25 protein-coding genes are annotated in these 22,284 nt (G+C 63.7%); 15 read left to right on the top strand and 10 right to left on the bottom strand.

Translation table 11 applies throughout. From position 1 onward, the window contains the following. Nucleotides 1–59: 59 nt before the first annotated feature. The gene (locus IX761_RS03160; RefSeq protein ID WP_194788188.1) at nt 60–806 is read right to left on the bottom strand and encodes a LytR/AlgR family response regulator transcription factor; all 747 of its coding nucleotides are present in this window, start codon (nt 804–806) and stop codon (nt 60–62) included. A 299-nt stretch (nt 807–1,105) separates the two neighbouring features. Here IX761_RS03160 and argH point away from each other — a divergent pair, with 299 nt between their 5' ends. Then, nucleotides 1,106–2,500: an argininosuccinate lyase gene (argH, locus tag IX761_RS03155; RefSeq protein WP_194788187.1), complete on the top strand. Its 1,395-nt coding sequence runs from the start codon at nt 1,106–1,108 to the stop codon at nt 2,498–2,500. 312 nt (nt 2,501–2,812) lie between these two features. Here argH and IX761_RS03150 read toward each other — a convergent pair whose 3' ends face one another. Continuing rightward, entirely contained in the window at nt 2,813–3,475 is a 663-nt protein-coding gene (locus IX761_RS03150) for a glutathione S-transferase (RefSeq protein ID WP_194788186.1), read from the bottom strand. Between the two features lie 145 nt (nt 3,476–3,620). On the opposite strand from IX761_RS03150, the gene IX761_RS03145 reads away from it, so the two are divergent. The 3 genes from IX761_RS03145 to IX761_RS03135 all read left to right on the top strand — a co-directional run bounded on the left by IX761_RS03145 (nt 3,621) and on the right by IX761_RS03135 (nt 7,269). Further along, a complete protein-coding gene (locus tag IX761_RS03145) occupies nt 3,621–3,923 on the top strand; it encodes a hypothetical protein (RefSeq protein WP_194788185.1) in 303 nt (100 codons plus the stop codon). A gap of 52 nt (nt 3,924–3,975) precedes the next feature. Beyond that, entirely contained in the window at nt 3,976–4,221 is a 246-nt protein-coding gene (locus IX761_RS03140) for a TIGR02647 family protein (protein ID WP_194788184.1), read from the top strand. Nucleotides 4,222–4,413: 192 nt separating this feature from the next. Beyond that, nucleotides 4,414–7,269 (top strand): class I adenylate cyclase, encoded by a 2,856-nt coding sequence (locus IX761_RS03135; protein WP_194788183.1) that lies wholly within the window; start codon nt 4,414–4,416, stop codon nt 7,267–7,269. Between the two features lie 84 nt (nt 7,270–7,353). On the opposite strand, the gene rnk is transcribed toward IX761_RS03135, so the two are convergent. From rnk to cyaY, 3 genes are all read right to left on the bottom strand, one after another. Further along, nucleotides 7,354–7,764 carry a nucleoside diphosphate kinase regulator gene (gene rnk, locus IX761_RS03130; protein WP_194788182.1) on the bottom strand — a complete coding sequence of 137 codons (411 nt, stop codon included), beginning with the start codon at nt 7,762–7,764 and terminating at the stop codon, nt 7,354–7,356. Between the two features lie 155 nt (nt 7,765–7,919). Beyond that, nucleotides 7,920–8,138, bottom strand: a complete 219-nt coding sequence (locus IX761_RS03125) for a DUF1289 domain-containing protein (RefSeq protein WP_194788181.1) — start codon at nt 8,136–8,138, stop codon at nt 7,920–7,922. A 2-nt stretch (nt 8,139–8,140) separates the two neighbouring features. After that, entirely contained in the window at nt 8,141–8,473 is a 333-nt protein-coding gene (cyaY, locus tag IX761_RS03120; protein WP_012312194.1) for an iron donor protein CyaY, read from the bottom strand. A 282-nt stretch (nt 8,474–8,755) separates the two neighbouring features. Here cyaY and lptM point away from each other — a divergent pair, with 282 nt between their 5' ends. Genes lptM through IX761_RS03090 form a run of 6 tightly spaced genes read left to right on the top strand, consistent with a single transcriptional unit; the run spans nt 8,756 to nt 13,357 of the window. Next, a complete protein-coding gene (gene lptM / locus IX761_RS03115) occupies nt 8,756–8,962 on the top strand; it encodes an LPS translocon maturation chaperone LptM (protein WP_194788180.1) in 207 nt (68 codons plus the stop codon). 9 nt (nt 8,963–8,971) lie between these two features. Continuing rightward, nucleotides 8,972–10,219 carry a diaminopimelate decarboxylase gene (gene lysA, locus IX761_RS03110; protein ID WP_194788179.1) on the top strand — a complete coding sequence of 416 codons (1,248 nt, stop codon included), beginning with the start codon at nt 8,972–8,974 and terminating at the stop codon, nt 10,217–10,219. Between the two features lie 4 nt (nt 10,220–10,223). Beyond that, a complete protein-coding gene (dapF, locus tag IX761_RS03105; RefSeq protein ID WP_194788178.1) occupies nt 10,224–11,054 on the top strand; it encodes a diaminopimelate epimerase in 831 nt (276 codons plus the stop codon). Nucleotides 11,055–11,067: 13 nt separating this feature from the next. Next, nucleotides 11,068–11,766 carry a DUF484 family protein gene (locus tag IX761_RS03100; RefSeq protein ID WP_194788177.1) on the top strand — a complete coding sequence of 233 codons (699 nt, stop codon included), beginning with the start codon at nt 11,068–11,070 and terminating at the stop codon, nt 11,764–11,766. Then, entirely contained in the window at nt 11,766–12,665 is a 900-nt protein-coding gene (gene xerC / locus IX761_RS03095; RefSeq protein ID WP_194788176.1) for a tyrosine recombinase XerC, read from the top strand. Before IX761_RS03100 ends, xerC begins: the two co-directional genes overlap by 1 nt. Beyond that, nucleotides 12,662–13,357 carry an HAD family hydrolase gene (locus IX761_RS03090; RefSeq protein ID WP_194788175.1) on the top strand — a complete coding sequence of 232 codons (696 nt, stop codon included), beginning with the start codon at nt 12,662–12,664 and terminating at the stop codon, nt 13,355–13,357. The genes xerC and IX761_RS03090 overlap by 4 nt, the downstream gene beginning before the upstream one ends. A 151-nt stretch (nt 13,358–13,508) precedes the next feature. Here IX761_RS03090 and sutA read toward each other — a convergent pair whose 3' ends face one another. The 3 genes from sutA to glnK all read right to left on the bottom strand — a co-directional run bounded on the left by sutA (nt 13,509) and on the right by glnK (nt 15,995). Further along, complete coding sequence (sutA, locus tag IX761_RS03085) at nt 13,509–13,838, bottom strand: transcriptional regulator SutA (protein ID WP_011536349.1); 330 nt, start codon at nt 13,836–13,838, stop codon at nt 13,509–13,511. A gap of 430 nt (nt 13,839–14,268) precedes the next feature. Then, nucleotides 14,269–15,603: an ammonium transporter gene (locus tag IX761_RS03080; RefSeq protein ID WP_194788174.1), complete on the bottom strand. Its 1,335-nt coding sequence runs from the start codon at nt 15,601–15,603 to the stop codon at nt 14,269–14,271. Nucleotides 15,604–15,656: 53 nt separating this feature from the next. Next, nucleotides 15,657–15,995, bottom strand: coding sequence for a P-II family nitrogen regulator (gene glnK, locus IX761_RS03075; protein WP_002555808.1), 339 nt, complete (start codon nt 15,993–15,995; stop codon nt 15,657–15,659). Between the two features lie 407 nt (nt 15,996–16,402). Between glnK and IX761_RS03070 the strand changes: the two genes are divergently transcribed. The 5 genes from IX761_RS03070 (at nt 16,403) to IX761_RS03050 (ending at nt 21,068) form a co-directional block, all read left to right on the top strand. Further along, nucleotides 16,403–16,666 carry an accessory factor UbiK family protein gene (locus tag IX761_RS03070; protein WP_194788173.1) on the top strand — a complete coding sequence of 88 codons (264 nt, stop codon included), beginning with the start codon at nt 16,403–16,405 and terminating at the stop codon, nt 16,664–16,666. Between the two features lie 355 nt (nt 16,667–17,021). Next, nucleotides 17,022–17,249 (top strand): hypothetical protein, encoded by a 228-nt coding sequence (locus IX761_RS03065; protein ID WP_194788172.1) that lies wholly within the window; start codon nt 17,022–17,024, stop codon nt 17,247–17,249. 298 nt (nt 17,250–17,547) lie between these two features. Next, nucleotides 17,548–20,253 carry a magnesium-translocating P-type ATPase gene (gene mgtA / locus IX761_RS03060; RefSeq protein ID WP_194788171.1) on the top strand — a complete coding sequence of 902 codons (2,706 nt, stop codon included), beginning with the start codon at nt 17,548–17,550 and terminating at the stop codon, nt 20,251–20,253. Between the two features lie 10 nt (nt 20,254–20,263). Next, the gene (locus IX761_RS03055) at nt 20,264–20,620 is read left to right on the top strand and encodes a DUF2493 domain-containing protein (protein WP_194788170.1); all 357 of its coding nucleotides are present in this window, start codon (nt 20,264–20,266) and stop codon (nt 20,618–20,620) included. Nucleotides 20,621–20,774: 154 nt separating this feature from the next. Further along, nucleotides 20,775–21,068, top strand: a complete 294-nt coding sequence (locus IX761_RS03050) for a type II toxin-antitoxin system YafQ family toxin (protein ID WP_194788169.1) — start codon at nt 20,775–20,777, stop codon at nt 21,066–21,068. On the opposite strand, the gene IX761_RS03045 is transcribed toward IX761_RS03050, so the two are convergent. Next, nucleotides 21,049–21,315, bottom strand: coding sequence for a type II toxin-antitoxin system RelB/DinJ family antitoxin (locus IX761_RS03045; RefSeq protein WP_194788168.1), 267 nt, complete (start codon nt 21,313–21,315; stop codon nt 21,049–21,051). The two genes, IX761_RS03050 and IX761_RS03045, sit on opposite strands and share 20 nt — an antisense overlap. A 169-nt stretch (nt 21,316–21,484) precedes the next feature. Beyond that, nucleotides 21,485–22,030, bottom strand: coding sequence for a hypothetical protein (locus tag IX761_RS03040; RefSeq protein ID WP_194788167.1), 546 nt, complete (start codon nt 22,028–22,030; stop codon nt 21,485–21,487). Nucleotides 22,031–22,284 lie beyond the last annotated feature (254 nt).

Here is a 22,284-nt window from a genome sequence, read left to right as displayed (position 1 = left end):
AAACCCGCTCCCACAGGGTAGATCGCCAGCCCGTGGGAGCGGGTTTACCCGCGAAAGCGTCAGTGCAATGACTGCATCATCTTGCGCACGCCGGCCACATGGCGCCGGCTCACGGTCAGCGCATCGCCGTCGAGGCCCTTGAGATAGAGCTGGAAATGCCCCAACGGCGTGCGTTGCAGCTTCTCGATACGCTCGCGGGCGACCAGGGCATTGCGGTGAATCCGCACGAAACGTTCGCCGAACTCGTCCTCCAGTGCCTTGAGCGGCTCGTCGAGCAGCACCTCGCCGGCCTCGTGGCGCAAGGTGACGTACTTGTGGTCGGCGATGAAGTAGATCACTTGCGGCAGAGGGATCAACTCGATGCCCTTACGGGTCCGCGCACTGATATGGCTGCGCGGGCCACCACCTTCCGTGCCTGGCCTGGTCAAGGCTGCCAGCTGTGCGCGGTTGGGTTTTTCGGCCTTGCGCAGGGCATCGCGCAGGGCCTGGGGTTGAATGGGTTTGGTCACGTGGCTGAGGGTGCTGTCTTTGAAGGCCTCGGGGCCGTATTCGTCATCACCGGTGCAGAACACCACCGCCGGCGGCGCCTCGCGCTCGCACAGCCTGGCGGCGACCTGCAGGCCATCGAGGCCCGGCATGCCAATATCCAGCAGCACCACATCGGGCTTGAGGCTCTCGATCAGTGCCAGGGCCTCCTCGCCGTTGGTGGCGCTGGGCTCCATCACGGTGTAGCCCTCCAGCTCGCCGAGCAGCCGGCTCAGGCGTTCGCGGGCTTGGGGTTCGTCATCAACGATCAGGACATTCATAATTGCGCTGGATTCCTGAGTGAGTCTCGCACGGGTATAGCGTAGACAGGTGTGGGGTGACTGGTAAGCGGTCACGCTACAGACCGGTGCGAAGGCCAAAGATTCACTGGCCTGGCAGATTCACCGCCAGTCCTTTGTCCAACTGTAGACGGTCCGTGGAACACTGCCGTTCAATCGTTGAATATGCCGTGCGCCCCTTCTATCAGAGGATTCTGTCGACCAGCGCCCCTGCGTCGGCACGCGCAACCCTGCTATGATCGCGGCACTTTTTTCCGTTCACGCCTTCAACGAGTGAATCCATGAGCACCGACAAGACCAATCAGTCCTGGGGCGGCCGCTTCAGTGAGCCCGTCGACGCCTTCGTCGCCCGTTTCACCGCCTCGGTCGATTTCGACAAGCGCCTGTACCGCCACGACATCATGGGTTCGATCGCCCACGCCACCATGCTGGCGCAGGTCGGCGTGCTCACCACCGTCGAACGCGACGCGATCATCGATGGCCTGAAAACCATCCAGGGCGAAATCGAGGCCGGCAGCTTCGACTGGCGCGTCGACCTGGAAGACGTGCACATGAACATCGAGGCGCGCCTGACCGACCGCATCGGCATCACCGGTAAGAAGCTGCACACCGGCCGCAGCCGCAACGACCAGGTGGCCACCGATATCCGCCTGTGGCTGCGCGATGAGATCGACCTCATTCTTGCCGAGATCACCCGCCTGCAACAGGGCCTGCTGGAGCAGGCCGAGCGCGAAGCCGAGACCATCATGCCCGGCTTCACCCACCTGCAGACCGCACAACCAGTGACCTTCGGCCACCACCTGCTGGCCTGGTTCGAAATGCTCAGCCGTGACTACGAACGCCTGGTCGATTGCCGCAAGCGCGCCAACCGCATGCCGCTGGGCAGCGCCGCGCTGGCCGGCACCACCTACCCGATCGACCGCGAACTGACCTGCAAGCTGCTGGGCTTCGAAGCCGTGGCCGGCAACTCGCTGGACGGCGTGTCGGACCGTGACTTCGCCATCGAATTCTGCGCTGCCGCCAGCATCGCCATGATGCACCTGTCGCGGTTCTCCGAAGAGCTGGTGCTGTGGACCAGCGCCCAGTTCCAGTTCATCGACCTGCCCGATCGCTTCTGCACCGGCAGCTCGATCATGCCGCAGAAGAAGAACCCGGACGTACCGGAACTGGTACGTGGCAAGAGTGGCCGCGTGTTCGGCGCCCTGACCGGCCTGCTGACCCTGATGAAAGGCCAACCGCTGGCCTACAACAAGGACAACCAGGAAGATAAAGAGCCGTTGTTCGACGCCGCCGACACCCTGCGCGACTCGCTGCGTGCCTTTGCCGACATGATCCCGGCGATCAAGCCCAAGCACGCGATCATGCGTGAAGCGGCCCTGCGCGGCTTCTCCACCGCCACCGACCTCGCCGACTACCTGGTGCGCCGTGGCCTGCCGTTCCGCGATTGCCACGAAATCGTTGGCCACGCGGTGAAGTACGGGGTGGACACTGGCAAGGACCTGGCCGAGATGAGCCTGGACGAGCTGCGCCAGTTCAGCGACCAGATCGAGCAGGACGTGTTCGCCGTGCTGACTCTGGAAGGCTCGGTCAACGCCCGTAACCACATCGGCGGTACGGCGCCTGCGCAGGTGCGTGCGGCCGTGGTGCGCGGCAAGGAACTGCTGGCTTCGCGCTAAGCAGCAACGCGAGGGCTTCGCCCTCGTTCGCGGGTAAATCGCGGCGGCGAACCGCCGCTCCCACAGGTGCAGCGCTGCTCTGGCGTCTGCGCAATCCCTGTGGGAGCAACTGCCTGGCACAGATCTTCTGTAGGAGCGGCCTTGTGTCGCGAAAGGGGTGCGCAGCGCCCCCAGGTTCTCGAGTACGCCCAAGATCGCCGGGGCTGCTATGCAGCCCTTTCGCGACACAAGGCCGCTCCTACAGATACCGCGCAAGATGTGGGAGCCGGCTTGCCGGCGAATGGGCTGCACAGCACAGCCCCTTCTCCAGATTCAACGCTTACCGCTTTTCACCATCTCAATGAACGCCGGCATCGCCGCGTCCTTGTCCGCCACGATCTTCGCCATGTGCGGGTTGTCCCCCAGCAGCTGCAGCAACGCCTTCGCCTGCGGGAAGTCCTCCAGGAAGTCGATGTTCAGCACCTTCTTGCCCACCGCGCAGGCCAGGTCCACCGAGAAGCAGAACATCAGGTCGGCGATGGTCATCTGCTCGCCCGCCACGTAAGGGGCGAACTTGCCATTGCGCTTGAGGGTGGCGAAGCCCGCCAGCAGGTCGGCCCGGGCACGCTCCTTGATCAGCGGCTCCACCGCCGCGCCGAAGAACGCCTCGGCGTAGCAGGTGCGCGCCGGCAATTCGATGTACAGCTCGATCTCCCTCAGCAGCTCGCGCACCTTGGCCTGGCCGAAGGCGTCGGCAGGCAGCAACGGCGTGCCGGGCTGGGTCTGCTCGATGTAGTCGAGGATCACCCCGGTCTCGCTGAGGAAGCCGTGCTCGGTCTCCAGCACCGGCACCTTGCCGCGCGGGCTGATCGCCAGGGCCTGGGGCATCTGGCCGCCGAAGAATGGCACTTCTTCGAATGGCAGCCCTTTCGCCAACAGCGCCAGCTTGACCATGTTGTAGTAGTTGCTGACCGCGAATCCATGAAGCTTGAGCATTGAGACAGCCTCCAGGCCGTGTGGGGATGGCCCGGCTGTTATAGCCCCCTTCCCCACCCTTGGCCAGCGTCATGGGCGACGTCGATGGCCGGGCATTGGCGCGGCGGGCATGGCACACTGTGCGCTTCACCACAGGAGCACCGCCATGAGCGAACCCCAAGACATCGACAACAATGATGAAGAAGACTTCGCCGAGGCCACGCTGACCCAGGCCATCGAGAACCAGATCGAAAGCGGCGAGCCGCCTGCGGCCAAGGCCACATTCAACAAGCTGACCCTGGTCGGCTACGAGCGCGAAGACATCCTCAACCTCATGGCTCATGTGCTGGCCATCGAGATCGACGCCATGCTCGATGCGGACCGCGCGTTCAATACCGAGTGGTACGAAGCCGCCCTGCGCGCCCTGCCGGAGCTGCCACCTGAGGCGGATCAAGGCGATATCGAATAAGCCTGACTACACTCCTGACTTCCATCCTTGTCTGGAAGTCAGGAGTCGCCTTATGTCCTTCACCCCCGAATTGATCGCCGAACTGGAAGTCCTCGCCCTGTTCAACCTGGACAGCCACCAGGAAGGCATCAAGGTTGGCAGCAGCGCGCCCCCCGCCCTGATCGCCGCCGCCAAGCGCCTGTATGAGAAAGAGCTGACCGACCAGCCCGATGGCGGCTACCTCACCAGCCTCGGCAACGATGCCGCCGAAAGCGTCCAATTGCTGCTGACCATCCTGAAAACCCCACAACCCGCCTGAGATTCGTGGTGCAGCCATCGCCGGCAAGCCGGCTCCCACACCTGACAGCACCGTGCCTGTGGGAGCCGGCTTGCCGGCGATGAGGCCCGCACAAGCGCTGGATTACTGGCGCCAAAAAATCATTTAACGCTTATCCGACCCCGCCACTCAGGCTAAACTCGGCACTGCCCCACCGGCCTGCCTGAGCGCGCAATGACCCACCCCCACGAAATCCGCCCCGACATCGATCAAGGCATCGACCGCAAGGAACTGTCGAGGCTGCGCGCACGCTTTCTGAAGATCAACCAAGGCCGCCTGGCACGGGCGAGGGAAGGGCTGTCCACGCGCCAACAGCTGGTACTCACGCTGTTGCCGCTGTTCCTCCACGTCAATCATCCCCTGCTCCCGGGCTATGTCTCCGGCAACACGCCAGCCGGCATCTCAGGCTTCGAGCCGGACGAGGAGCTGCTGGCCGAGGCCCAGCGCCTGACCCGCTCGTTCACCTACAAAGCCCGCCACGGCAACCCACCACAGCCGATCCATGGGCTGTTCTTGATGGGCAGCCTCGGCACCCTGGCCCAGGCCGAGCAGAGCGACATGGACCTGTGGGTATGCCATGCGCCCGACCTGCCCGAACCGGCGCAGGCCGAGCTGCGGCGCAAATGCCAGCTGCTCGAGGCCTGGGCCGCCAGCCAAGGCGCCGAAGCGCATCTGTTCCTGATCGAGCCGCAGGGGTTCGTCCAAGGCGAACGCGACAGCCAGCTCAGTTCCGACGATTGCGGCACCACCCAGCATTACCTGCTGCTCGACGAGTTTTACCGCACCGCCCTCTGGCTGGCCGGGCGCACCCCGCTGTGGTGGCTGGTGCCGGTGTACCAGGAGCATAACTACCGCGCCTATACCCAGACCCTTTTGTCCAAGCGCTTCATTCGCGCCCGCGACGATCTCGACCTTGGCCACCTGGCGCACATCCCTGCGGGGGAATACGTCGGTGCCGGGCTTTGGCAGTTGTACAAAGGCATCGACTCACCCTACAAATCGCTGCTCAAACTGCTGCTCACCGAGGCCTATGCCAGCGAACACCCTGAGGTGCGCTGCCTGAGCCTGGACTACAAGCAGGCGGTGTTTGCCAATCGCCTGGAGCTCGACGAGCTCGACCCCTACGTGATGGTCTACCGCCGTATCGAACGCTACCTTCAGCAGCGTGGCGAAACCGAACGCCTGGAACTGGCCAGGCGCAGCCTCTACCTGAAAGTCAACAAGAAGCTCACCGGCGCCAGCGCCCGCAGCAGTGGTTGGCAGCGCCAACTGCTGGCGAAACTGGTCGAGGAATGGGGCTGGGACGAGCGCCAACTGGCCTTGCTCGACAGCCGTAGCCAGTGGAAGGTGCGCCAGGTGGCGGTGGAACGCCGCGAACTGGTGGCGGAACTGAACCACTGCTACCGCTTCCTGGCCCAGTTCGCCCGCGACCAGGACGCCAGCAGCCGTGCCGACCAGCGCGACCTCAACGTCCTTGGCCGGCGTCTCTACGCCGCCTTCGAGCGGCGCGCCGGCAAGATCGAGGTGATCAACCCCGGGATCGCCCCAGACCTGGCCGAGGACACCCTCACGCTGGTGAACGCGCCCAACCGCAAGGAACCGGGCTGCCATCACTGGGGGCTGTACAACGGCAGCCTCGGCGTGCACGAGTGGGAGCACTTCAGCCCGATCAAGCGTTGCCGCGAACTGCTCGAACTGCTGACCTGGGCACACCGCAACGGCGTGATCGACAGCAGCACGCGGATCGCCCTGCACCCAGGGGCCAGCGACCTCAGCGAGTTCGAGCTGTTCAACCTGATCGGCAGCCTGCAACAGAGCATCCCGCTGCCGCTCGAACCGGTCAGTGAAGTACGCCTGTTGCAGCCCAGCATGGCCGATGAAATCCTCCTGTTGGTCAACGTGGGCCTGGACCCGCTGCGCCACCATCGCGACCTGAACATCCTGATGACCACGGAGCGTACCGATTCGCTGAGCTACGCAGGGGTGCGCGAGAACCTGGTACTGACGCTTGACCAGGTCACGCTCAACAGCTGGAACGAGGTGCTAGTACAGCGCTACGACGGCGAAAACGCACTGGTGCGCTGCCTGCGCGACTTTCTCAACAGCCTGGGCCAGCGCAGCCACCGACCGCGAGTACGGGTGCGGTGTTACTGCCACAATCGTGCCCACGCCATCGCCCAGCGGGTCGAGGGTATCTTCGACACCGTGCAATTGCTCCTCGACCAGCGCCTGGGCCACCGCTACCTGCTGCAAGTGGCCCAGCACACCCACGTGCTGGAGCTGCTGCCTGGGCAGGTCACCCTGGCCACCCTGGACGACTACGACGCGGTGCTCGAGGCGCTCGGCGAGGATCGCGGCTGCTACAGCCCGCTCTACCTGGACCCCCATGCGCTGCAAGACCACGACCTGCCGCTTGTCCTCGAGCAGGGGCATCCCGACTGCATCCAGGTGTTCTATCGCCTGTTCGAGGGCTGGGCCGACCTGTATGTGCTCGACGAGCACAATGCCCTGTGGCAGCAACGCCTGCCGCTGCAGGACGAGCAGCACCTGCTGTTGCCGCTGCAGCGCTTCCTGCGATCGATGGTGATGCGCCGCGACGCACAGCTACCGCTGGACAGCCTGCAACAGTCGGCCCTGGCGATTCGCTACTACCAATTGCTGCCGTCCGGTGTTGGCAGGGCGCGCACCCTGGAACCGCGGCCGACGCCCAAGGACGGCCGCAACCAGCCCTACTACGAGGTGCAGGCGATTCTCCAGGCGGGCGCGGGCGACGCGGTACACGTCACGCTCTATTGCGACCAACAGGAGTTTTCCGAACTGGAGCACGGTGACCAGCTGTACAGCGTGGTCGCCCAGCAGATCCTGGGCCAACGCCGCGGTGCCGGCAGTTACCGGTGCTACATCACCGACCTGGACTTGTCCGAACTGCTGGGGGACGAACAGGGCTCGACCAGCCTCTATCTGCGCTACAAGCGTGAACTGGAGCAAGCTTTGAACGATGGGCTGGAAGAATTGCAAGGCCCCCTGTAGGAGCCAGCCTTGCTGGCCAACAGCCCGCAGAGAGTGGTTCGCCAGCAAAGCTGGCTCCTACAGGGCAGGTAATCGGCCGCAGGATCAGAGGTCGAAATCGCCTGCCGCTTCGGGCTGGTACTCCACCGCCAGCAGTTCCAGCTTGAGGGTCTTGCCGCCCGGAGCCGGCCAGTCGATCTGGTCGCCCACCGACAGGCCCAGCAACGCGCAACCAATCGGCGCGAGGATCGACACATTGCCCTCGGGGCCGGCGTCCTTCGGGTAGACCAGGGTCAGGTGGTAATCCTTGCCACTGGCGATCTCACGGCAGTGCACGCGCGAATTCATGGTCACCACCCCTGCCGGCACCTCTTCGTGACCGACCACCTGCTCGGCACGGTCCAGCTCGTCCTGCAGGGCGAGCACACCCGGGGTGCTTTCATCGAGGCTGTCGAGCAGGCGCTCGAGACGCTGCACGTCCAAGCGGGTGAGGGTGAGGGAAGGCTTGGTGCTCATGATCCAGTCAGACTCCTTTGAACAGACAATTTACTTGAGGCAGATAAAGCAAAACCCCGCCCAAGGGCGGGGTTTGTGAATGCTTTGGCGTCACCGACGCAGAACCCGACACTACCACAGCGGGGCAAATACTCAAGCCCGCAACTTCGTTGTGGTTATGCCTGTGCCTGCGCCTTGATGGCCAGGGCCTCGCGGCAAATCTGCCGGCGCCGCTCATCGTCGGCCGCACGCCACTCGCGAATATGCTCGACGTGACGGTGACAGCCGGTGCAGACCTTGTGCTCGTCCAGCCGACATACGCTGATACAAGGTGACGGCACCGCTGGGCTGACATTGCTGTAGAGCGGCTTTGGGGGCCGCGGCGGGGTGCTCATCTTCAGATCTCGTCGAAGTCCAGCTTTTCGCCGGCACGCTCCCAGACGATGCGTTCGAGCATCTCGCCCAGCAGCTCCTCGCTTTTCTCGCACACCCACTTGCCGCTCTCTTCGTCGTAGTCGAAGTGGAACCCACCGGAGCGGTCGGCCAGCCACAGCTGGCGCAGCGGCTCCTGGCGGCTGAAGATCAGTTGGCTGCCGTTGTCGAACTTGATGGTCAGGACACCGGCGGAGTTCTCCATGTCCAGGTCCAGGCCGCTCTCGTCGAACAGGTCTTCCAGGGCCTGTTGGGTCGCGTCGACCAGGTCGTGGAAACGCGCTTCGCTCAAACTCATTGCAAGGACCTCGAAAATTGGCTGCGTTACAAGCAAGGCGGGGAAGATACGGGCGCTGGCGGCTGAATGCAAAGACTAGCGGATGACTGCTTCGACCTGTTCACGGGTAAACCCGCTCCCACAGAAGCTGTGGCGGCCTTTGTGGGAGTGGGTTCCGCCGCGAACGGGCCAGCAGTGATAGCCCAAGGATAGCCCGCCAGGCGGGCCGGCCCTTGCATAGGCAATCAGGTGGTCGCTCGGTATACTCGGCCGCAATACTGCATATTTCCAAGGATTTCACCCATGAAACGCCTGATTTCCTCCCTCGCGGCACTGGTCGCGGTTGCCTGCCTCGTTTCGGCCTGCGGTCAGAAAGGCCCCCTGTACCTGCCTGAAGACGGCAAGAATGGCAAAGGCCCAAGCAAGTCGCACCAGCACAAGCACGCCCAGCCGGCCCAACAGGCACCGCAGGAAGAGCAAGAGCAGCCTGAAGCGTCTCCCGCGCAGTAAGGAAATCCCATGGATGCGTTCAACTACCGCGGCGGCGAACTGTTCGCCGAGGGCGTGGCCCTGACGGCCATCGCCGAACGGTTCGGTACCCCCACCTACGTGTACTCGCGCGCTCATATCGAGGCCCAGTACCGTAGCTACACCGACGCCTTGCAAGGCACCGAGCACCTGGTCTGCTTCGCGGTCAAGGCCAACTCCAACCTCGGCGTGCTGAACCTGCTGGCCCGCCTGGGCGCGGGTTTCGACATCGTTTCCGGTGGTGAGCTGGAGCGCGTGCTGGCGGCAGGCGGGCGCGCCGACCGCGTGGTGTTCTCCGGCGTCGGCAAGACCCGCGAAGACATGCGCCGCGCCCTGGAGGTCGGCGTGCACTGCTTCAACGTCGAGTCCACCGACGAGCTCGAGCGCCTGCAAGTGGTGGCCGCCGAACTGGGCAAGGTGGCCCCGGTGTCGCTGCGGGTGAACCCGGACGTCGATGCCGGTACCCACCCCTACATCTCCACCGGCCTCAAAGAGAACAAGTTCGGCATCGCCATCGCCGATGCCGAAGCGATCTACGTGCGCGCCGCGCAACTGCCTAACCTGGACGTGGTTGGCGTCGACTGCCACATCGGTTCGCAACTGACCACCGTCGAACCCTTCCTCGATGCCCTGGACCGCTTGCTGGTATTGGTCGACCGCCTGGCCGAATGCGGCATCCACCTACGGCACCTCGACCTCGGTGGTGGCGTTGGCGTGCGCTATCGCGACGAACAGCCACCGGTGCTGGCCGACTACATCAAGGCTATCCGCGAGCGCGTGGGTGACCGCGAGCTGGCCCTGGTGTTCGAACCGGGCCGCTACATCGTGGCCAACGCCGGCGTGCTGCTGACCCGCGTGGAATACCTCAAGCACACCGAGCACAAGGACTTCGCCATCATCGACGCGGCCATGAACGACCTGATCCGCCCAGCCCTGTACCAGGCCTGGATGGGGGTCAGCGCGGTCAAGCCACGCGAAGGTGAAGGCCGTGCCTACGACCTGGTCGGGCCGATCTGCGAGACCGGTGACTTCCTGGCCAAGGAGCGGGTGATGAACCTCGCCGAAGGCGACTTGCTGGCCGTGCGGTCGGCGGGCGCCTATGGTTTCGTCATGAGCTCGAACTACAACACCCGTGGCCGCTGCGCCGAAGTGCTGGTCGATGCTGACCAGGCCTTCGAAGTGCGTCGCCGCGAGACCATTGCCGAGCTGTTCGCCGGCGAAAGCCTGCTGCCGGAGTGACCCCATGCTGCTGCGCTTCACCAAAATGCACGGGCTGGGCAACGACTTCATGGTCCTCGACCTGGTCAGCCAGCACGCGCACATCCAACCCAAGCACGCCAAGCAATGGGGTGACCGCAACACCGGCATCGGCTTCGACCAGCTGCTGATCGTCGAGGCCCCGAACAACCCGGACGTCGACTTCCGCTACCGGATCTTCAACGCCGACGGCTCCGAAGTCGAACAGTGCGGCAACGGCGCGCGCTGCTTCGCCCGCTTCGTGCTGGACAAGCGCCTGACCGCCAAGAAACGCATCCGTGTCGAAACCAAGGGCGGCGTTATCGAGCTCGATGTGCGCAACGACGGCCAGGTCTGCGTCGACATGGGCCCGCCACGCTTCACCCCGGCCGAGATCCCGTTCGTTGCCGACCAACAGGCCACCAGCTACCCGCTGGAAGTCGATGGCCAGCACCATCAGATCGCCGCCGTGTCCATGGGCAACCCGCATTCGGTGCTGCGCGTCGATGACGTGCGCAGCGCACCGGTGCACGAACTGGGGCCGAAGATCGAGCACCACCCGCGCTTCCCGCAGCGGGTCAACGCCGGTTTCATCCAGGTCGTCGACCGTCACCGCGCCAACCTGCGGGTCTGGGAACGTGGCGCGGGCGAGACCCTGGCCTGCGGGACCGGCGCCTGTGCTGCGGCCGTGGCGGCCATCAGCCAGGGCTGGATGGACTCGCCAGTGACCATCGACCTGCCAGGCGGGCGCCTCAACATCGAGTGGGACGGCCCAGGCACGCCGGTGCTGATGACCGGCCCTGCCGTGCGCGTCTTCGAAGGACAAGTTCGTCTCTAAGCGAGTATCCGCCATGACCGATCAGCCAAACGCAGCACCCGAGCTCGACGTCGACACCGTGGTCGCCTACCTGCGCGCCCACCCCACGTTCTTCGCCGAGCACGACGAGCTGCTGGTCGAGCAGCACATCCCCCACCAGCGCGGTGACAGCGTGTCGCTGGTGGAGCGCCAGCTCAAGCTGCTGCGCGACCGCAACATCGAGATGCGTCATCGCCTGTCGCAACTGATGGACGTGGCCCGCGACAACGATCGGCTGTTCGACAAGACCCGCCGGCTGATCCTCGACCTGCTGGACGCCAACAGCCTGGAAGACGTGGTGATGGCGGTCGAGGACAGCCTGCGCCAGGAGTTCCAGGTGCCCTTCGTCAGCCTGATCCTGTTCGGCGAGAACGCCGCGCCCGTCGGCCGTTGGGTACCCGGCAGCGAGGCGCAGCAGGCCATTGGCGGGTTGATCGGTGGCGGCAAGACCGTCAGCGGCAGCCTGCGCGAGCACGAGCTGGCCTTCCTGTTCGGCAGCGAGCAACACAAGGAAGTCGGCTCCAGCGCCGTGGTCACCCTCGAATACCAGGGGCTGCACGGTGTGCTGGCGATCGGCAGCCGCGACCCGCAGCACTATAAAAGCAGCGTCGGCACCCTGTTCCTCAGCTATATCGCCGAAGTACTCGGCCGGGTGCTGCCGCGCTTTACCCAGACGCTGCGCTCGGTGCGTTGATGGAACGCCAGCTGGAGGCTTATTGCGCGCACCTGCGCAACGAGCGCCAGGTGTCCGAGCACACCCTGCTGGCCTACCGCCGCGACCTGGCGAAAGTCATCGAGTTCTGCAACAGCCAGGGCATTGCCGACTGGCCTGGGCTACAGGTGCAGCAGCTGCGTCAACTGGTGGCACGCCTGCACCACCATGGCCAATCTTCGCGCAGCCTGGCACGGCTGCTCTCGGCGGTGCGCGGGCTGTACCGCTACCTCGTTCGCGAAGGGCTGTGCCAGCACGACCCGGCCAACGGCCTGGCGCCCCCCAAAGGTGAGCGGCGCCTGCCCAAGGTGCTCGACACCGACCGCGCCCTGCAACTGCTGGACGGTGGCGTGGATGACGACTTCATCGCCCGCCGCGACCAAGCCATGCTCGAACTGTTCTACTCCTCCGGCCTGCGCCTGTCGGAACTGGCCGGTCTCGACCTCGAGTGCCTGGACCTGACCGGCGGGCTGGTCCAGGTGCTTGGCAAAGGCAGCAAGAGCCGCGTGCTGCCGGTCGGGCGCAAGGCCCGCGAGGCGCTGCAGCAATGGCTGCGTCTGCGGGGTATCGGCAGCCCCCTGGACGGTGCGGTGTTCATCACCCGCCAGGGCAAGCGCCTGAGCCCACGGGCCATCCAGCAACGGGTCAAGACCGTCGGCGAACGCGAGCTGGGCCAGCACCTGCACCCGCACATGCTTCGCCATTCCTTCGCCAGCCATCTGCTGGAATCGTCCCAGGACCTGCGCGCGGTGCAGGAGATGCTCGGCCATGCCGACATCAGCACCACGCAGATCTATACCCACCTGGACTTCCAGCACCTGGCCGCGGTGTACGACAGCGCCCACCCCCGGGCCAAACGCAGCAAAGGCACAGACTCATGAGCATCAAGCTGATCACCTTCGACCTGGACGACACCCTGTGGGACACCGCACCGGTGATCGCCAGTGCCGAGATCGTCCTGCGCGACTGGCTCGCGGCCAACGCACCCGTGCTGGGGGGCGTGCCGGTCGAGCACCTGTTCGCCATCCGCGAACGCCTGGTGCAGGCCGAGCCCGGCCTCAAACACCGCATCAGCGCGCTGCGCCGACGCGTGCTGTTCCATGCCCTGGAAGAGGTGGGCTACAGCGAGAAACATGCCCAGGCGCTGGCCAACGAAGGCTTCGAAGTGTTCCTGCACGCGCGGCACCAGGTCGAGGTGTTCCCCGAGGTGCAGCCGGTGCTGGAGATCTTGCGCCATCACTACGTGCTCGGGGTGGTTACCAACGGCAATGCCGACGTGCGCCGGCTGGGGCTGGCGGACTACTTCCGCTTTGCCTTGTGCGCCGAGGACCTGGGTATTGGCAAACCGGACCCGGCGCCGTTCCTGGAGGCGCTGAAACTCGGTGAAGTGGACGCGCAAGCTGCGGTGCACGTTGGCGACCACCCGGGCGACGACATCGCCGGGGCCCAACGCGCCGGGTTGCGGGCGGTGTGGTTCAACCCGCAGGGCAAGGTCTGGGCCGGCGAGCAGGCGCCGGATGCCCAGATCCAGCGGTTGTCGCAATTGCCCGACGTGCTGGCGCGCTGGCGCTGAGAGGGGCCGCAGTTGTCTTCCATGCTTCCCTGTAGGAGCGGCCTTGCCGGGGCGCCGGACCGGCAAGGCCGCTCCTACAGGGAATACGCCAACCTGACTGACAGCCACAAAAAAGCCCGCAGCGACGGCGGGCTTTTTTGTATTCAACCACTCAGATAGGGCGGCTGCCGTACTTGTTGTCCGGCTTCTTGGGCGGGTCGGCGACCACGTTGGCCTCGACTTCCTGCACCTTGCCACCGCGCGAAAGGAATTCCTCCATCGCCTTGGCCAGGGCATCACGCTCCTTCTGCTTGGCTTCCATGCTCGGCATCTCATCTACCGAGACTGCGGCTTTGGACTTGCCCTTGGCAGCCGGTGCGGGGCTGCTGTCGTCATCGCCAGCATCTTCCGCGCCATCGTCAGCAGCCGCTTCAAGGCCTTCATCAGCCTCGTCTTCGTCGCCTACTTCGAGGTCATCATTTTCCAGATCGTCGTCGCTCATGTTCTACCTCATGACTTGCGAAAAGCAGGTTAGTTATAGACCGGTGCAGCCGTAGACCGGCAGCCACCAGTGAAAATTCAACTGGCCGTGGGTTGGCCACTGCCCTGGGTGTCCGCCTCCTGATGGGGCTTCGGCACCCTGCAGGCCCTGCTCCTGGCAAGGCCTGACAAAACTGTCTTGACCCTAGCTGGCCACAGGCTACTGGCAAGCCTAGCAAAGGGTAGCGAAGTGTGCGGGCTACTCGTCCCACACCCTTCGGCGCGCATTCTAGCGCGCTCGCAGAAAAAGCAAAGCACCAGAAACGCTCGATGACTTGTAAGTTTTCAACCCGGGTCGCGAACAGGACAGCGAAACCGTTTGCACGGCGCAAAACGGCAAATTACAGGCAAAAAAATGCCCGGCGAACCGGGCAAGTTTTCCCGCGTGGCGGTTACAGGTTGTAGCCGCGCTCGTTGTGCTGAGCCAGGTCGAGGCCAACCGACTCTTCTTCTTCGTTGACCCGCAGGCCCATCACCAGGTCCAGCACCTTGAGGATCACGTAGGTGACGATGGCGGTGTAGACCACGGTGAACAGCACGCCCTTGGCCTGGATCCAGAACTGCGCGGCGATGTCGGTGACCGCACCGAAGCCACCCAGGGCGGGCGCTGCGAACACACCGGTCAACAGCGCGCCGATGATGCCGCCGATGCCGTGCACGCCGAAGGCGTCGAGGGAGTCGTCATAGCCGAGCTTGCGCTTGAGGCTGGTGGCGCAGAAGTAGCAGACCACACCGGACACCAGGCCGATCACCAGCGCGCCCATCGGGCCGACGGTGCCGGCGGCCGGAGTGATGGCGACCAGACCAGCGACCACGCCCGAGGCGATGCCCAGTGCGCTTGGTTTACCGTGGAAGACCCACTCGGCGAACATCCAGCCCATTGCTGCGGCAGCGGTGGCGATCTGGGTGACCAGCATGGCCATGCCGGCGGTGCCGTTGGCTGCGGCGGCAGAGCCTGCGTTGAAGCCGAACCAGCCGATCCACAGCATGGCCGCGCCCATCAGGGTGTAGCCCAGGTTGTGCGGCGCCATCGGCGTGGTCGGGTAGCCTTTGCGCTTGCCCAGTACCAGGCAGCAGACCAGGCCAGCGATACCAGCGTTGATGTGCACCACGGTACCGCCGGCGAAATCCAGTACGCCCCAGTCCCACATCAGCGCGCCGTCACCGCTCCAGACCATGTGCGCGATCGGTGCATAGACCAGGGTGAACCACACGCCCATGAAGATCAGCATGGCCGAGAACTTCATGCGTTCGGCGAAGGCACCGACGATCAGCGCCGGGGTGATGATGGCGAAGGTCATCTGGAAGGTGATGAACACCGCCTCGGGGAACAGCGCGGTGGCCGAGGTCAGGCCCGACGGCGTGACGCCGTTGAGGAAGGCCTTGGAGAAGCCACCGATGAAGGAATTGAAGTTGAGCACGCCCTTTTCCATACCGGTGGTATCGAAGGCGAGGCTGTAGCCGTAGATGACCCACAGGATGCTGATCAACCCGGTGATGGCAAAGCACTGCATCATCACCGACAGCACGTTCTTCGAGCGCACCATGCCGCCGTAGAACAGGGCCAGGCCCGGGATGGTCATGAACAGGACCAGTGCCGTCGAGGTGAGCATCCAGGCGGTGTCGCCGGAATTCAGCACCGGGGCGGCCGTTTCCTCGGCCAGGGCCAGCCCTGGCATTACGAGGGACAATAGGGCTCCTAGCCCTGCGATCTTACGCAGAGTCATGTTGTTTTCTCCTGGGGCGTTGGGTTTGGTGAGGCTTTTTTGTAGCGCTTGGCTTAGATCGCGTCGGTATCGGTTTCGCCGGTACGGATGCGGATCGCCTGCTCCAGATTGACCACGAAGATCTTGCCGTCGCCGATCTTGCCAGTGTTGGCCGCCTTGGTGATGGCTTCGATCACCCGATCAAGGTCTTTGTCGTCGATCGCGACATCGATCTTCACCTTGGGCAGGAAATCGACCACGTATTCGGCGCCGCGGTACAGCTCGGTGTGACCCTTCTGCCGGCCGAAGCCTTTGACTTCGGTCACGGTGATGCCCTGCACGCCGATTTCCGACAGCGATTCGCGCACGTCGTCCAACTTGAACGGCTTGATGATGGCAGTGACTAGCTTCATGAAACTCTCTCCCGATTTGGTGGACTTGCCCCAGGAAAACAAACCCGTCTCAAGTCTAAGCGCAGCGCCTGGCTTTGTAACGCGTCGTCGGCTCCATCCTCCCCGCCGACGCACGATCCGGCTGTGACGAAGAACCTTCCCTCTGGGCCTGCGCACTGCCTGGTCACCAGGGACTGCATCAGTGCACGGCTCGATCAGGTCTTTGCAGAAAGCTTGCCAGGTACGGGAAAGCACCGGGAAACAGGTAGTTGCGTGAATCACTCGGGATTGGCCAGTCGCCAGCAGGAGAAAAGCGCACAGATTCGGTGCGCGGCGTTTCGCCGCCCTGCGCGAAAACCGTGCAAGCCAGGGGCGCCGGGGTGGCGTGCTACACTGCGGGTCTTTCAGTGACCAGCGGATAACCACACATGCTCGCGCCCAAAGCCCTTCTCGATGCCCTGAGCGACCAGGCCTCGCGCCTGTTCAGCGGTGACACCGCGCAGCCGCGCGCCGAACTGGAGAGCCAGTTCAAGGTGTTGATGCAAGGGGCCTTCAGCAAGCTCGACCTGGTCAGCCGCGAGGAATTCGACAGCCAGATGGTGGTGCTCGCCCGTACCCGTGCTCGCCTCGAAGCGCTGGAGAAACAGTTCGCCGAGCTGGAAGCGCGGATCGCGCCAACGCCAGAGCAATAACCACCCTGACGTTGGAGCGGCCTTGCCGCTCCAGCTGGGACCTGACCTGCCGTTGAAACTTCCTACATATAGTTGCATTGATTAAACCAGATGAAACTTAATTAAGTTTCACCTTGCGGGTTGACTTGGCCGCTATGCTTTGCATAAAGTTCACCCGCCCGAAATGCCGGGCCTTTATTTCAACTCACGAAGAATTCAATGGACACAGTATCTAGTCGCTGCCTGGCCGCCCATAGCTGCCAGGCACTTGAACCGGAACTCCGGGCCCGCCTCCCTGGCTGGGCAAGCCGCGCCAGAGCCTGATGCTCCGCCGTAGCTTGCCGCCCCGGGTGCCAGCCCGGTCGGAGGCAAGCTCATGAACCTCATCACCTTTATCCGCACCTGCCTGCACGCCTGCCCCACGGCGCTGCACACCAATGCCTGCGCGGCGCTGCCGCCCTTCCCCACGCCTCTCTTGCATGGCGCGCGCCTGCGTGCCACCTGGCTATCGCAAGCCGACAACGATGCGCTACGCCTGCACTGGCACGCTGACGAAAGCCAGGAGCCTCCGAGTCGATGGCGCGCCTTGTTGAGCTTGGGCTGACGGGCGCGTCGCCACTTAAACAGTGATTCACCCCCAATAAAGCACGAACTTTTAATTATTAAAGTTCGCCGACCACTTATTGCCTGCAACTTATCAGAGGAATAACACCGCCATGGACTCCGCCAGTAGAACGTTCGCTGCCGATATTAATCCCGGCACTCGCCAGCGAACTTGCAACCGCCGGAAAAACAACGCTTTTCACCGATCGAATGATCGCGGCCCGAGACACGCTCACTCACCCGCCCAACCGTGAGTCGACTGTGTGTCGTGCCGCCTCCTGCGGCAGGAGCACAGCCAAATGACCGTAAAAGACCGCAACACCACCACATCCCAGGACGCTCGCCTGTCCATGCGTGCCGCCCGCGAAGCGCGCAACGGCCTGGCCGTGACCCTCGCCAACCTCGACGCCAGCGAACTGGGCCTGACCGAGCACGAAGCCGCCAAGCGCCTGCAACGCGACGGCGCCAACGAAGTCGCCCACGACAAACCGCAACCGGCCCTGGTGCAACTGCTCAAGGCCCTGCACAACCCCTTCATCTATGTTTTGCTCACCCTTGCCGCCATCAGCTTCGTCACCGATTACTGGCTGCCGCTGCGCGCCGGTGACCTCGACGATCTGGACCTGACCAAGGTCATCATCATCCTCACCATGGTCAGCGTCAGCGGCCTGCTGCGCTTCTGGCAGGAGTACCGCTCGAGCAAGGCCGCCGAAGCGCTCAAGGCGATGGTCCGCACCACCGCTACCGTGCTGCGCCGCGAACGCCAGGACCGCCCCGCGCGCCTGCGTGAAGTCCCTATGAACGAACTGGTGGCCGGCGATATCGTACAACTGGCCGCCGGCGACATGATCCCCGCCGACATCCGCCTGATCGAATCGCGCGACCTGTTCATCAGCCAGGCCGTGCTCACTGGCGAAGCGCTGCCTGTGGAAAAGTACGACACCCTCGGCCATGTCGCGCAGAAGTCCGCTGCCGACAACACCAGCGACCAAGGCAACCTGCTCGACCTGCCCAACATCGGCTTCATGGGCACCAACGTGGTCAGCGGCCGCGCCCGCGCCGTGGTGGTGGCCACCGGCAAGCGCACCTACTTCGGCTCGCTGGCCAAGGCCATCGCCGGCTCGCGCAGCCAGACTGCCTTCGACCGTGGGGTGAACAGCGTCAGCGGCCTGTTGATCCGTTTCATGCTGGTGATGGTGCCGGTGGTGTTCGTGCTCAACGGCGTGGTCAAGGGCGACTGGAGCGACGCCTTCCTGTTCGCCCTGGCCGTAGCCGTGGGCCTTACCCCGGAAATGCTGCCGATGATCGTCAGCGCCAACTTGGCCAAGGGCGCCGTGGCCATGGCCCGGCGCAAGGTGGTGGTCAAACGCCTCAACGCCATCCAGAACTTCGGTTCGATGGACGTGCTGTGCACCGACAAGACCGGCACCCTCACCCAGGACCGCATCATCCTCGAGCACCACGTCGCCCCCAGCGGCCGCAGCGACCCGCACCTGCTCGAACTGGCCTGGCTCAACAGCCACCACCAGAGCGGCGTGAAGAACCTGATGGACCAGGCCGTGCTGCGCTTCGCCGGCGAAAACACTGGGTTCCAGCCGCCGTACGCCTACGCCAAGGTCGATGAACTGCCCTTCGACTTCATTCGTCGGCGCCTGTCGGTGATCGTCAAGAATGCACAAGGCGATCACCTGATGGTGAGCAAAGGTGCGGTCGAGGAAATGCTCGCCATCGCCACGCATGTGGAGGATGACGGCCGGCGCGTTCCCCTCGATGACGCGCAGCGCCAGCAACTGCTGGCCACGGCCAGCACCTTCAACCACGACGGCTTCCGCGTGCTGCTGGTCGCTACCCGCGACATTCCGGCCGCCGAAAGCAAGGCTCAGTACCACACCGACGACGAGCAAGCGCTGGTGATCCGGGGCTTGCTGACCTTCCTCGACCCGCCCAAGGAAACTGCCGGCCCTGCCATTGCCGCACTGCGCGAGATGGGCGTGAGTGTGAAGGTGCTCACCGGTGACAACCCCGTGGTCACCTGCAAGGTCTGCCGTGAAGTGGGCCTGGAGCCCGGCCAGCCACTGCTCGGCCAGGACATCGAGCGCCTGGACGACACCCAGCTCAAGGCGCTGGTCGAAGAACGCACGGTGTTCGCCAAGCTCACCCCGCTGCAGAAGTCGCGGGTGCTCAAGGCGCTGCAAAGCAACGGCCATACCGTGGGCTTCCTCGGCGACGGCATCAACGATGCCCCGGCCCTGCGTGATGCCGACGTGGGTATCTCGGTGGACAGCGGCACCGATATCGCCAAGGAATCGGCCGATATCATCCTCTTGGAAAAGAGCCTGATGGTGCTGGAAGAAGGCGTGCTCAAAGGCCGCGAAACCTTCGGCAACATCATGAAGTACCTGTGCATGACCGCCAGTTCCAACTTCGGCAACGTGTTCTCGGTGCTGGTGGCCAGCGCCTTCATCCCCTTCATGCCGATGCTGGCGATCCACCTGCTGCTGCAGAACCTGATGTATGACTTCTCCCAGCTGTCGCTGCCCTGGGATCGCATGGACAAGGAATTTCTGCGCCAGCCACGCAAGTGGGATGCGGGCAACATCGGCCGCTTCATGCTGTGGATCGGCCCCACCTCGTCGATCTTCGACATCACCACCTTCGCCCTGATGTGGTACGTGTTCGCCGCCAACAGCGTGGAAATGCAGGCGCTGTTCCAGTCCGGCTGGTTCGTCGAGGGGCTGTTGTCGCAGACGCTGGTGGTGCACATGCTGCGCACCCGCAAGGTGCCGTTCTTCCAGAGCACCGCAGCGTTGCCGGTGATCCTGGCGACCGGCCTGGTGATGTGCCTGGGTATCTACATCCCGTTCTCGCCACTGGGGGCGATGGTCGGGCTGGTGCCGCTGCCGTGGGAATACTTCCCTTGGCTGGCCGCCACCCTGCTGGGCTACTGCCTGGTGGCCCAGGGCATGAAGACCCTGTACATCCGCCGCTTCGGCCAGTGGTTCTGAGGGGGTGGGCATGCGTGTACTGATCTGTGCGGGGCGCAACTACGCCGACAACCAACGTTGCCGCCAGGCGCTGGATGACGTGCAGCGCCAATGCCCGATCCTGGTGCTGATCCATGGCGGCAGCCAGCACCTGGGCGGAGAAATCGAAGGCTGGGCGCGCGAGCATGGCGCCGACATCGTCCGCTACCCGCCCAACTGGCAACTGCACGGCAAATTGGCCGAGCGCCTGCGCAATGTGTTCATGCTGCGCGACAGCCGGCCTGACCTGGTGCTGGCGCTGCCGGGTGGGGACGATACCGAAGAGTTGCTGGCACGCGCGCGAGGTGAGGGGCTCGTGGTGGTCTGCGGCAAACCTCTCAGACGCTAGGCGGTAAACGGAAAAACCTCGACTCACTCTTTCCCGCGGGCAATCCAGGGAGGTCACTAAGCTTTGCCGGGCCGCAGGACGCGGCCCGTTCAAGCGAACATGGAGTGCTCGCGATACCCGAAGCTCCCGTCGCTCAACTGGCAGCGAGCTCGCCATGTTCAAGATCCAGACAACCGCTCAATTCAGGTCCGACTTCCAGCATCAACTGGCCAGGGAACCGGACATTGCCGCATTCAAGTCCGTTGTCCGCCATCTTGAACAACAACGCCCCTTGCCTCCTCGGCATTGCGACGGCCAGCTGGTGGGTGCCCCTGGGCGCTGGTGCTGCCTTATCGGTTTCGATTGGTGGCTGATCTACCAATGCGACACCACTGCCGGAACCATCACGCTGGAACAGACCGGCCCGCACGGCTACCTGTTCGAGCCACTCACACACCCAGATCCTTGAACAGCGCTTCGGCGCTATCGTGCGCCTGTACGACCGGTTCGCGGTCCTGAGCCTCCATCACCTGCCTGGCTCGGTCGTTGAGCGTGAGGGCCTTTACCTCGAACGGCAGTGCTTTGGTCTGCACGACCTGCACCAACATCATGCGGATAGCCTGCGAGACGGTGATGCCCATCTCATCCAGGATTCTGGTTGCATTGGTCTTCAGTTCGCTATCGATCCGCGTGCGGACGACTTCTGTATGGGCCATGGGACCTCCGGGCAATTTGTAGCCACAACGTGGCCACAGTTAAGTCGTTCAAAAGCCGGCTGTCCACTCCAACTGATCAATGGGCATGCAAGCCACTGCCTCAGGGCAGAAAACCTGCCTGAACGAGAATGCCCGTACGCTCTGATCGAGAGTACGGGCATCGATTGGTTCAGGGTTCACCCTCGCAAGCACCTTCGTTGCGGAACCAGAGGATTGCGGCAAGCACCAAGGCGATCGGTGAAATGATGGAGAGAGGGACCATGACGCGCAGGGCCTGAGCATTATTGGCCGAGACCACGTGGTGATAGAGGCTATCGTCATACAGCACCCGGCCATCAAGCATCACCACTTCGCGAACGATTACCTCATCCTGTCGAGGCTCGACGGTTAGCGTCACAGGAGTACCTATGCGTACTCTGGCTTCACGGAAGGCCTTCACGTCGGCATAGACGGGTCGAACCTGAGACTTTGCCTCGCCTGGCAGCGTAAACCGCACACCGAATATCAGCAGCTTAGTGTCTGCCTTCCATGACGTGCCATCGCCGTTCAACTTTCCCGGGACCTCGATCCAACGTGCATAATCAGGCTCGTGGTACTGCTCCCAAAACAGTAAATACAGGCACGCGAATAACAAGCCCGACACGCCAAAGGCAAGGTACCCCACGGCCTTTTCTCTATCGGGTAACTGCTTGTGGTCCGATATCAGATACTGCATGACGCTCCTTTAATTGATGTATTCAGATTGCTCTGGCGTTAGAGGCCGAAACCCCTCTTAGTAATACCCATCTTGAGTTGCCGAACTGCAACCGTAACTATCTTGATTCGCGTCAGGAAATTCCAGAGGGCCGATGTCGACTCGTGCGATCGGCCCCTCTGGGAGCGGCACGACTATAGGTCTTGTACCTCCCCCTCCATAGGTTACAGCCGCGCCAGAATTAAGCGCAGGTGCGGGTGGTGGCGGTGGCGGTG

It is taken from the genome of Pseudomonas sp. UFMG81, from assembly GCF_015354575.1.
Taxonomy (GTDB): Bacteria; Pseudomonadota; Gammaproteobacteria; order Pseudomonadales; family Pseudomonadaceae; genus Aquipseudomonas.
The sequence above is the reverse complement of the archived record's forward strand: the minus strand, read 5'-3'. Positions and strand labels throughout refer to the sequence as shown.

Coding starts and splice junctions, on each gene's coding strand:
- IX761_RS03160 (WP_194788188.1), bottom strand. CDS start 806: ATGAATGTCCTGATCGTTGATGACGAACCCCAAGCCCGCGAACGCCTG.
- argH (WP_194788187.1), top strand. CDS start 1,106: ATGAGCACCGACAAGACCAATCAGTCCTGGGGCGGCCGCTTCAGTGAG.
- IX761_RS03150 (WP_194788186.1), bottom strand. CDS start 3,475: ATGCTCAAGCTTCATGGATTCGCGGTCAGCAACTACTACAACATGGTC.
- IX761_RS03145 (WP_194788185.1), top strand. CDS start 3,621: ATGAGCGAACCCCAAGACATCGACAACAATGATGAAGAAGACTTCGCC.
- IX761_RS03140 (WP_194788184.1), top strand. CDS start 3,976: ATGTCCTTCACCCCCGAATTGATCGCCGAACTGGAAGTCCTCGCCCTG.
- IX761_RS03135 (WP_194788183.1), top strand. CDS start 4,414: ATGACCCACCCCCACGAAATCCGCCCCGACATCGATCAAGGCATCGAC.
- rnk (WP_194788182.1), bottom strand. CDS start 7,764: ATGAGCACCAAGCCTTCCCTCACCCTCACCCGCTTGGACGTGCAGCGT.
- IX761_RS03125 (WP_194788181.1), bottom strand. CDS start 8,138: ATGAGCACCCCGCCGCGGCCCCCAAAGCCGCTCTACAGCAATGTCAGC.
- cyaY (WP_012312194.1), bottom strand. CDS start 8,473: ATGAGTTTGAGCGAAGCGCGTTTCCACGACCTGGTCGACGCGACCCAA.
- lptM (WP_194788180.1), top strand. CDS start 8,756: ATGAAACGCCTGATTTCCTCCCTCGCGGCACTGGTCGCGGTTGCCTGC.
- lysA (WP_194788179.1), top strand. CDS start 8,972: ATGGATGCGTTCAACTACCGCGGCGGCGAACTGTTCGCCGAGGGCGTG.
- dapF (WP_194788178.1), top strand. CDS start 10,224: ATGCTGCTGCGCTTCACCAAAATGCACGGGCTGGGCAACGACTTCATG.
- IX761_RS03100 (WP_194788177.1), top strand. CDS start 11,068: ATGACCGATCAGCCAAACGCAGCACCCGAGCTCGACGTCGACACCGTG.
- xerC (WP_194788176.1), top strand. CDS start 11,766: ATGGAACGCCAGCTGGAGGCTTATTGCGCGCACCTGCGCAACGAGCGC.
- IX761_RS03090 (WP_194788175.1), top strand. CDS start 12,662: ATGAGCATCAAGCTGATCACCTTCGACCTGGACGACACCCTGTGGGAC.
- sutA (WP_011536349.1), bottom strand. CDS start 13,838: ATGAGCGACGACGATCTGGAAAATGATGACCTCGAAGTAGGCGACGAA.
- IX761_RS03080 (WP_194788174.1), bottom strand. CDS start 15,603: ATGACTCTGCGTAAGATCGCAGGGCTAGGAGCCCTATTGTCCCTCGTA.
- glnK (WP_002555808.1), bottom strand. CDS start 15,995: ATGAAGCTAGTCACTGCCATCATCAAGCCGTTCAAGTTGGACGACGTG.
- IX761_RS03070 (WP_194788173.1), top strand. CDS start 16,403: ATGCTCGCGCCCAAAGCCCTTCTCGATGCCCTGAGCGACCAGGCCTCG.
- IX761_RS03065 (WP_194788172.1), top strand. CDS start 17,022: ATGAACCTCATCACCTTTATCCGCACCTGCCTGCACGCCTGCCCCACG.
- mgtA (WP_194788171.1), top strand. CDS start 17,548: ATGACCGTAAAAGACCGCAACACCACCACATCCCAGGACGCTCGCCTG.
- IX761_RS03055 (WP_194788170.1), top strand. CDS start 20,264: ATGCGTGTACTGATCTGTGCGGGGCGCAACTACGCCGACAACCAACGT.
- IX761_RS03050 (WP_194788169.1), top strand. CDS start 20,775: ATGTTCAAGATCCAGACAACCGCTCAATTCAGGTCCGACTTCCAGCAT.
- IX761_RS03045 (WP_194788168.1), bottom strand. CDS start 21,315: ATGGCCCATACAGAAGTCGTCCGCACGCGGATCGATAGCGAACTGAAG.
- IX761_RS03040 (WP_194788167.1), bottom strand. CDS start 22,030: ATGCAGTATCTGATATCGGACCACAAGCAGTTACCCGATAGAGAAAAG.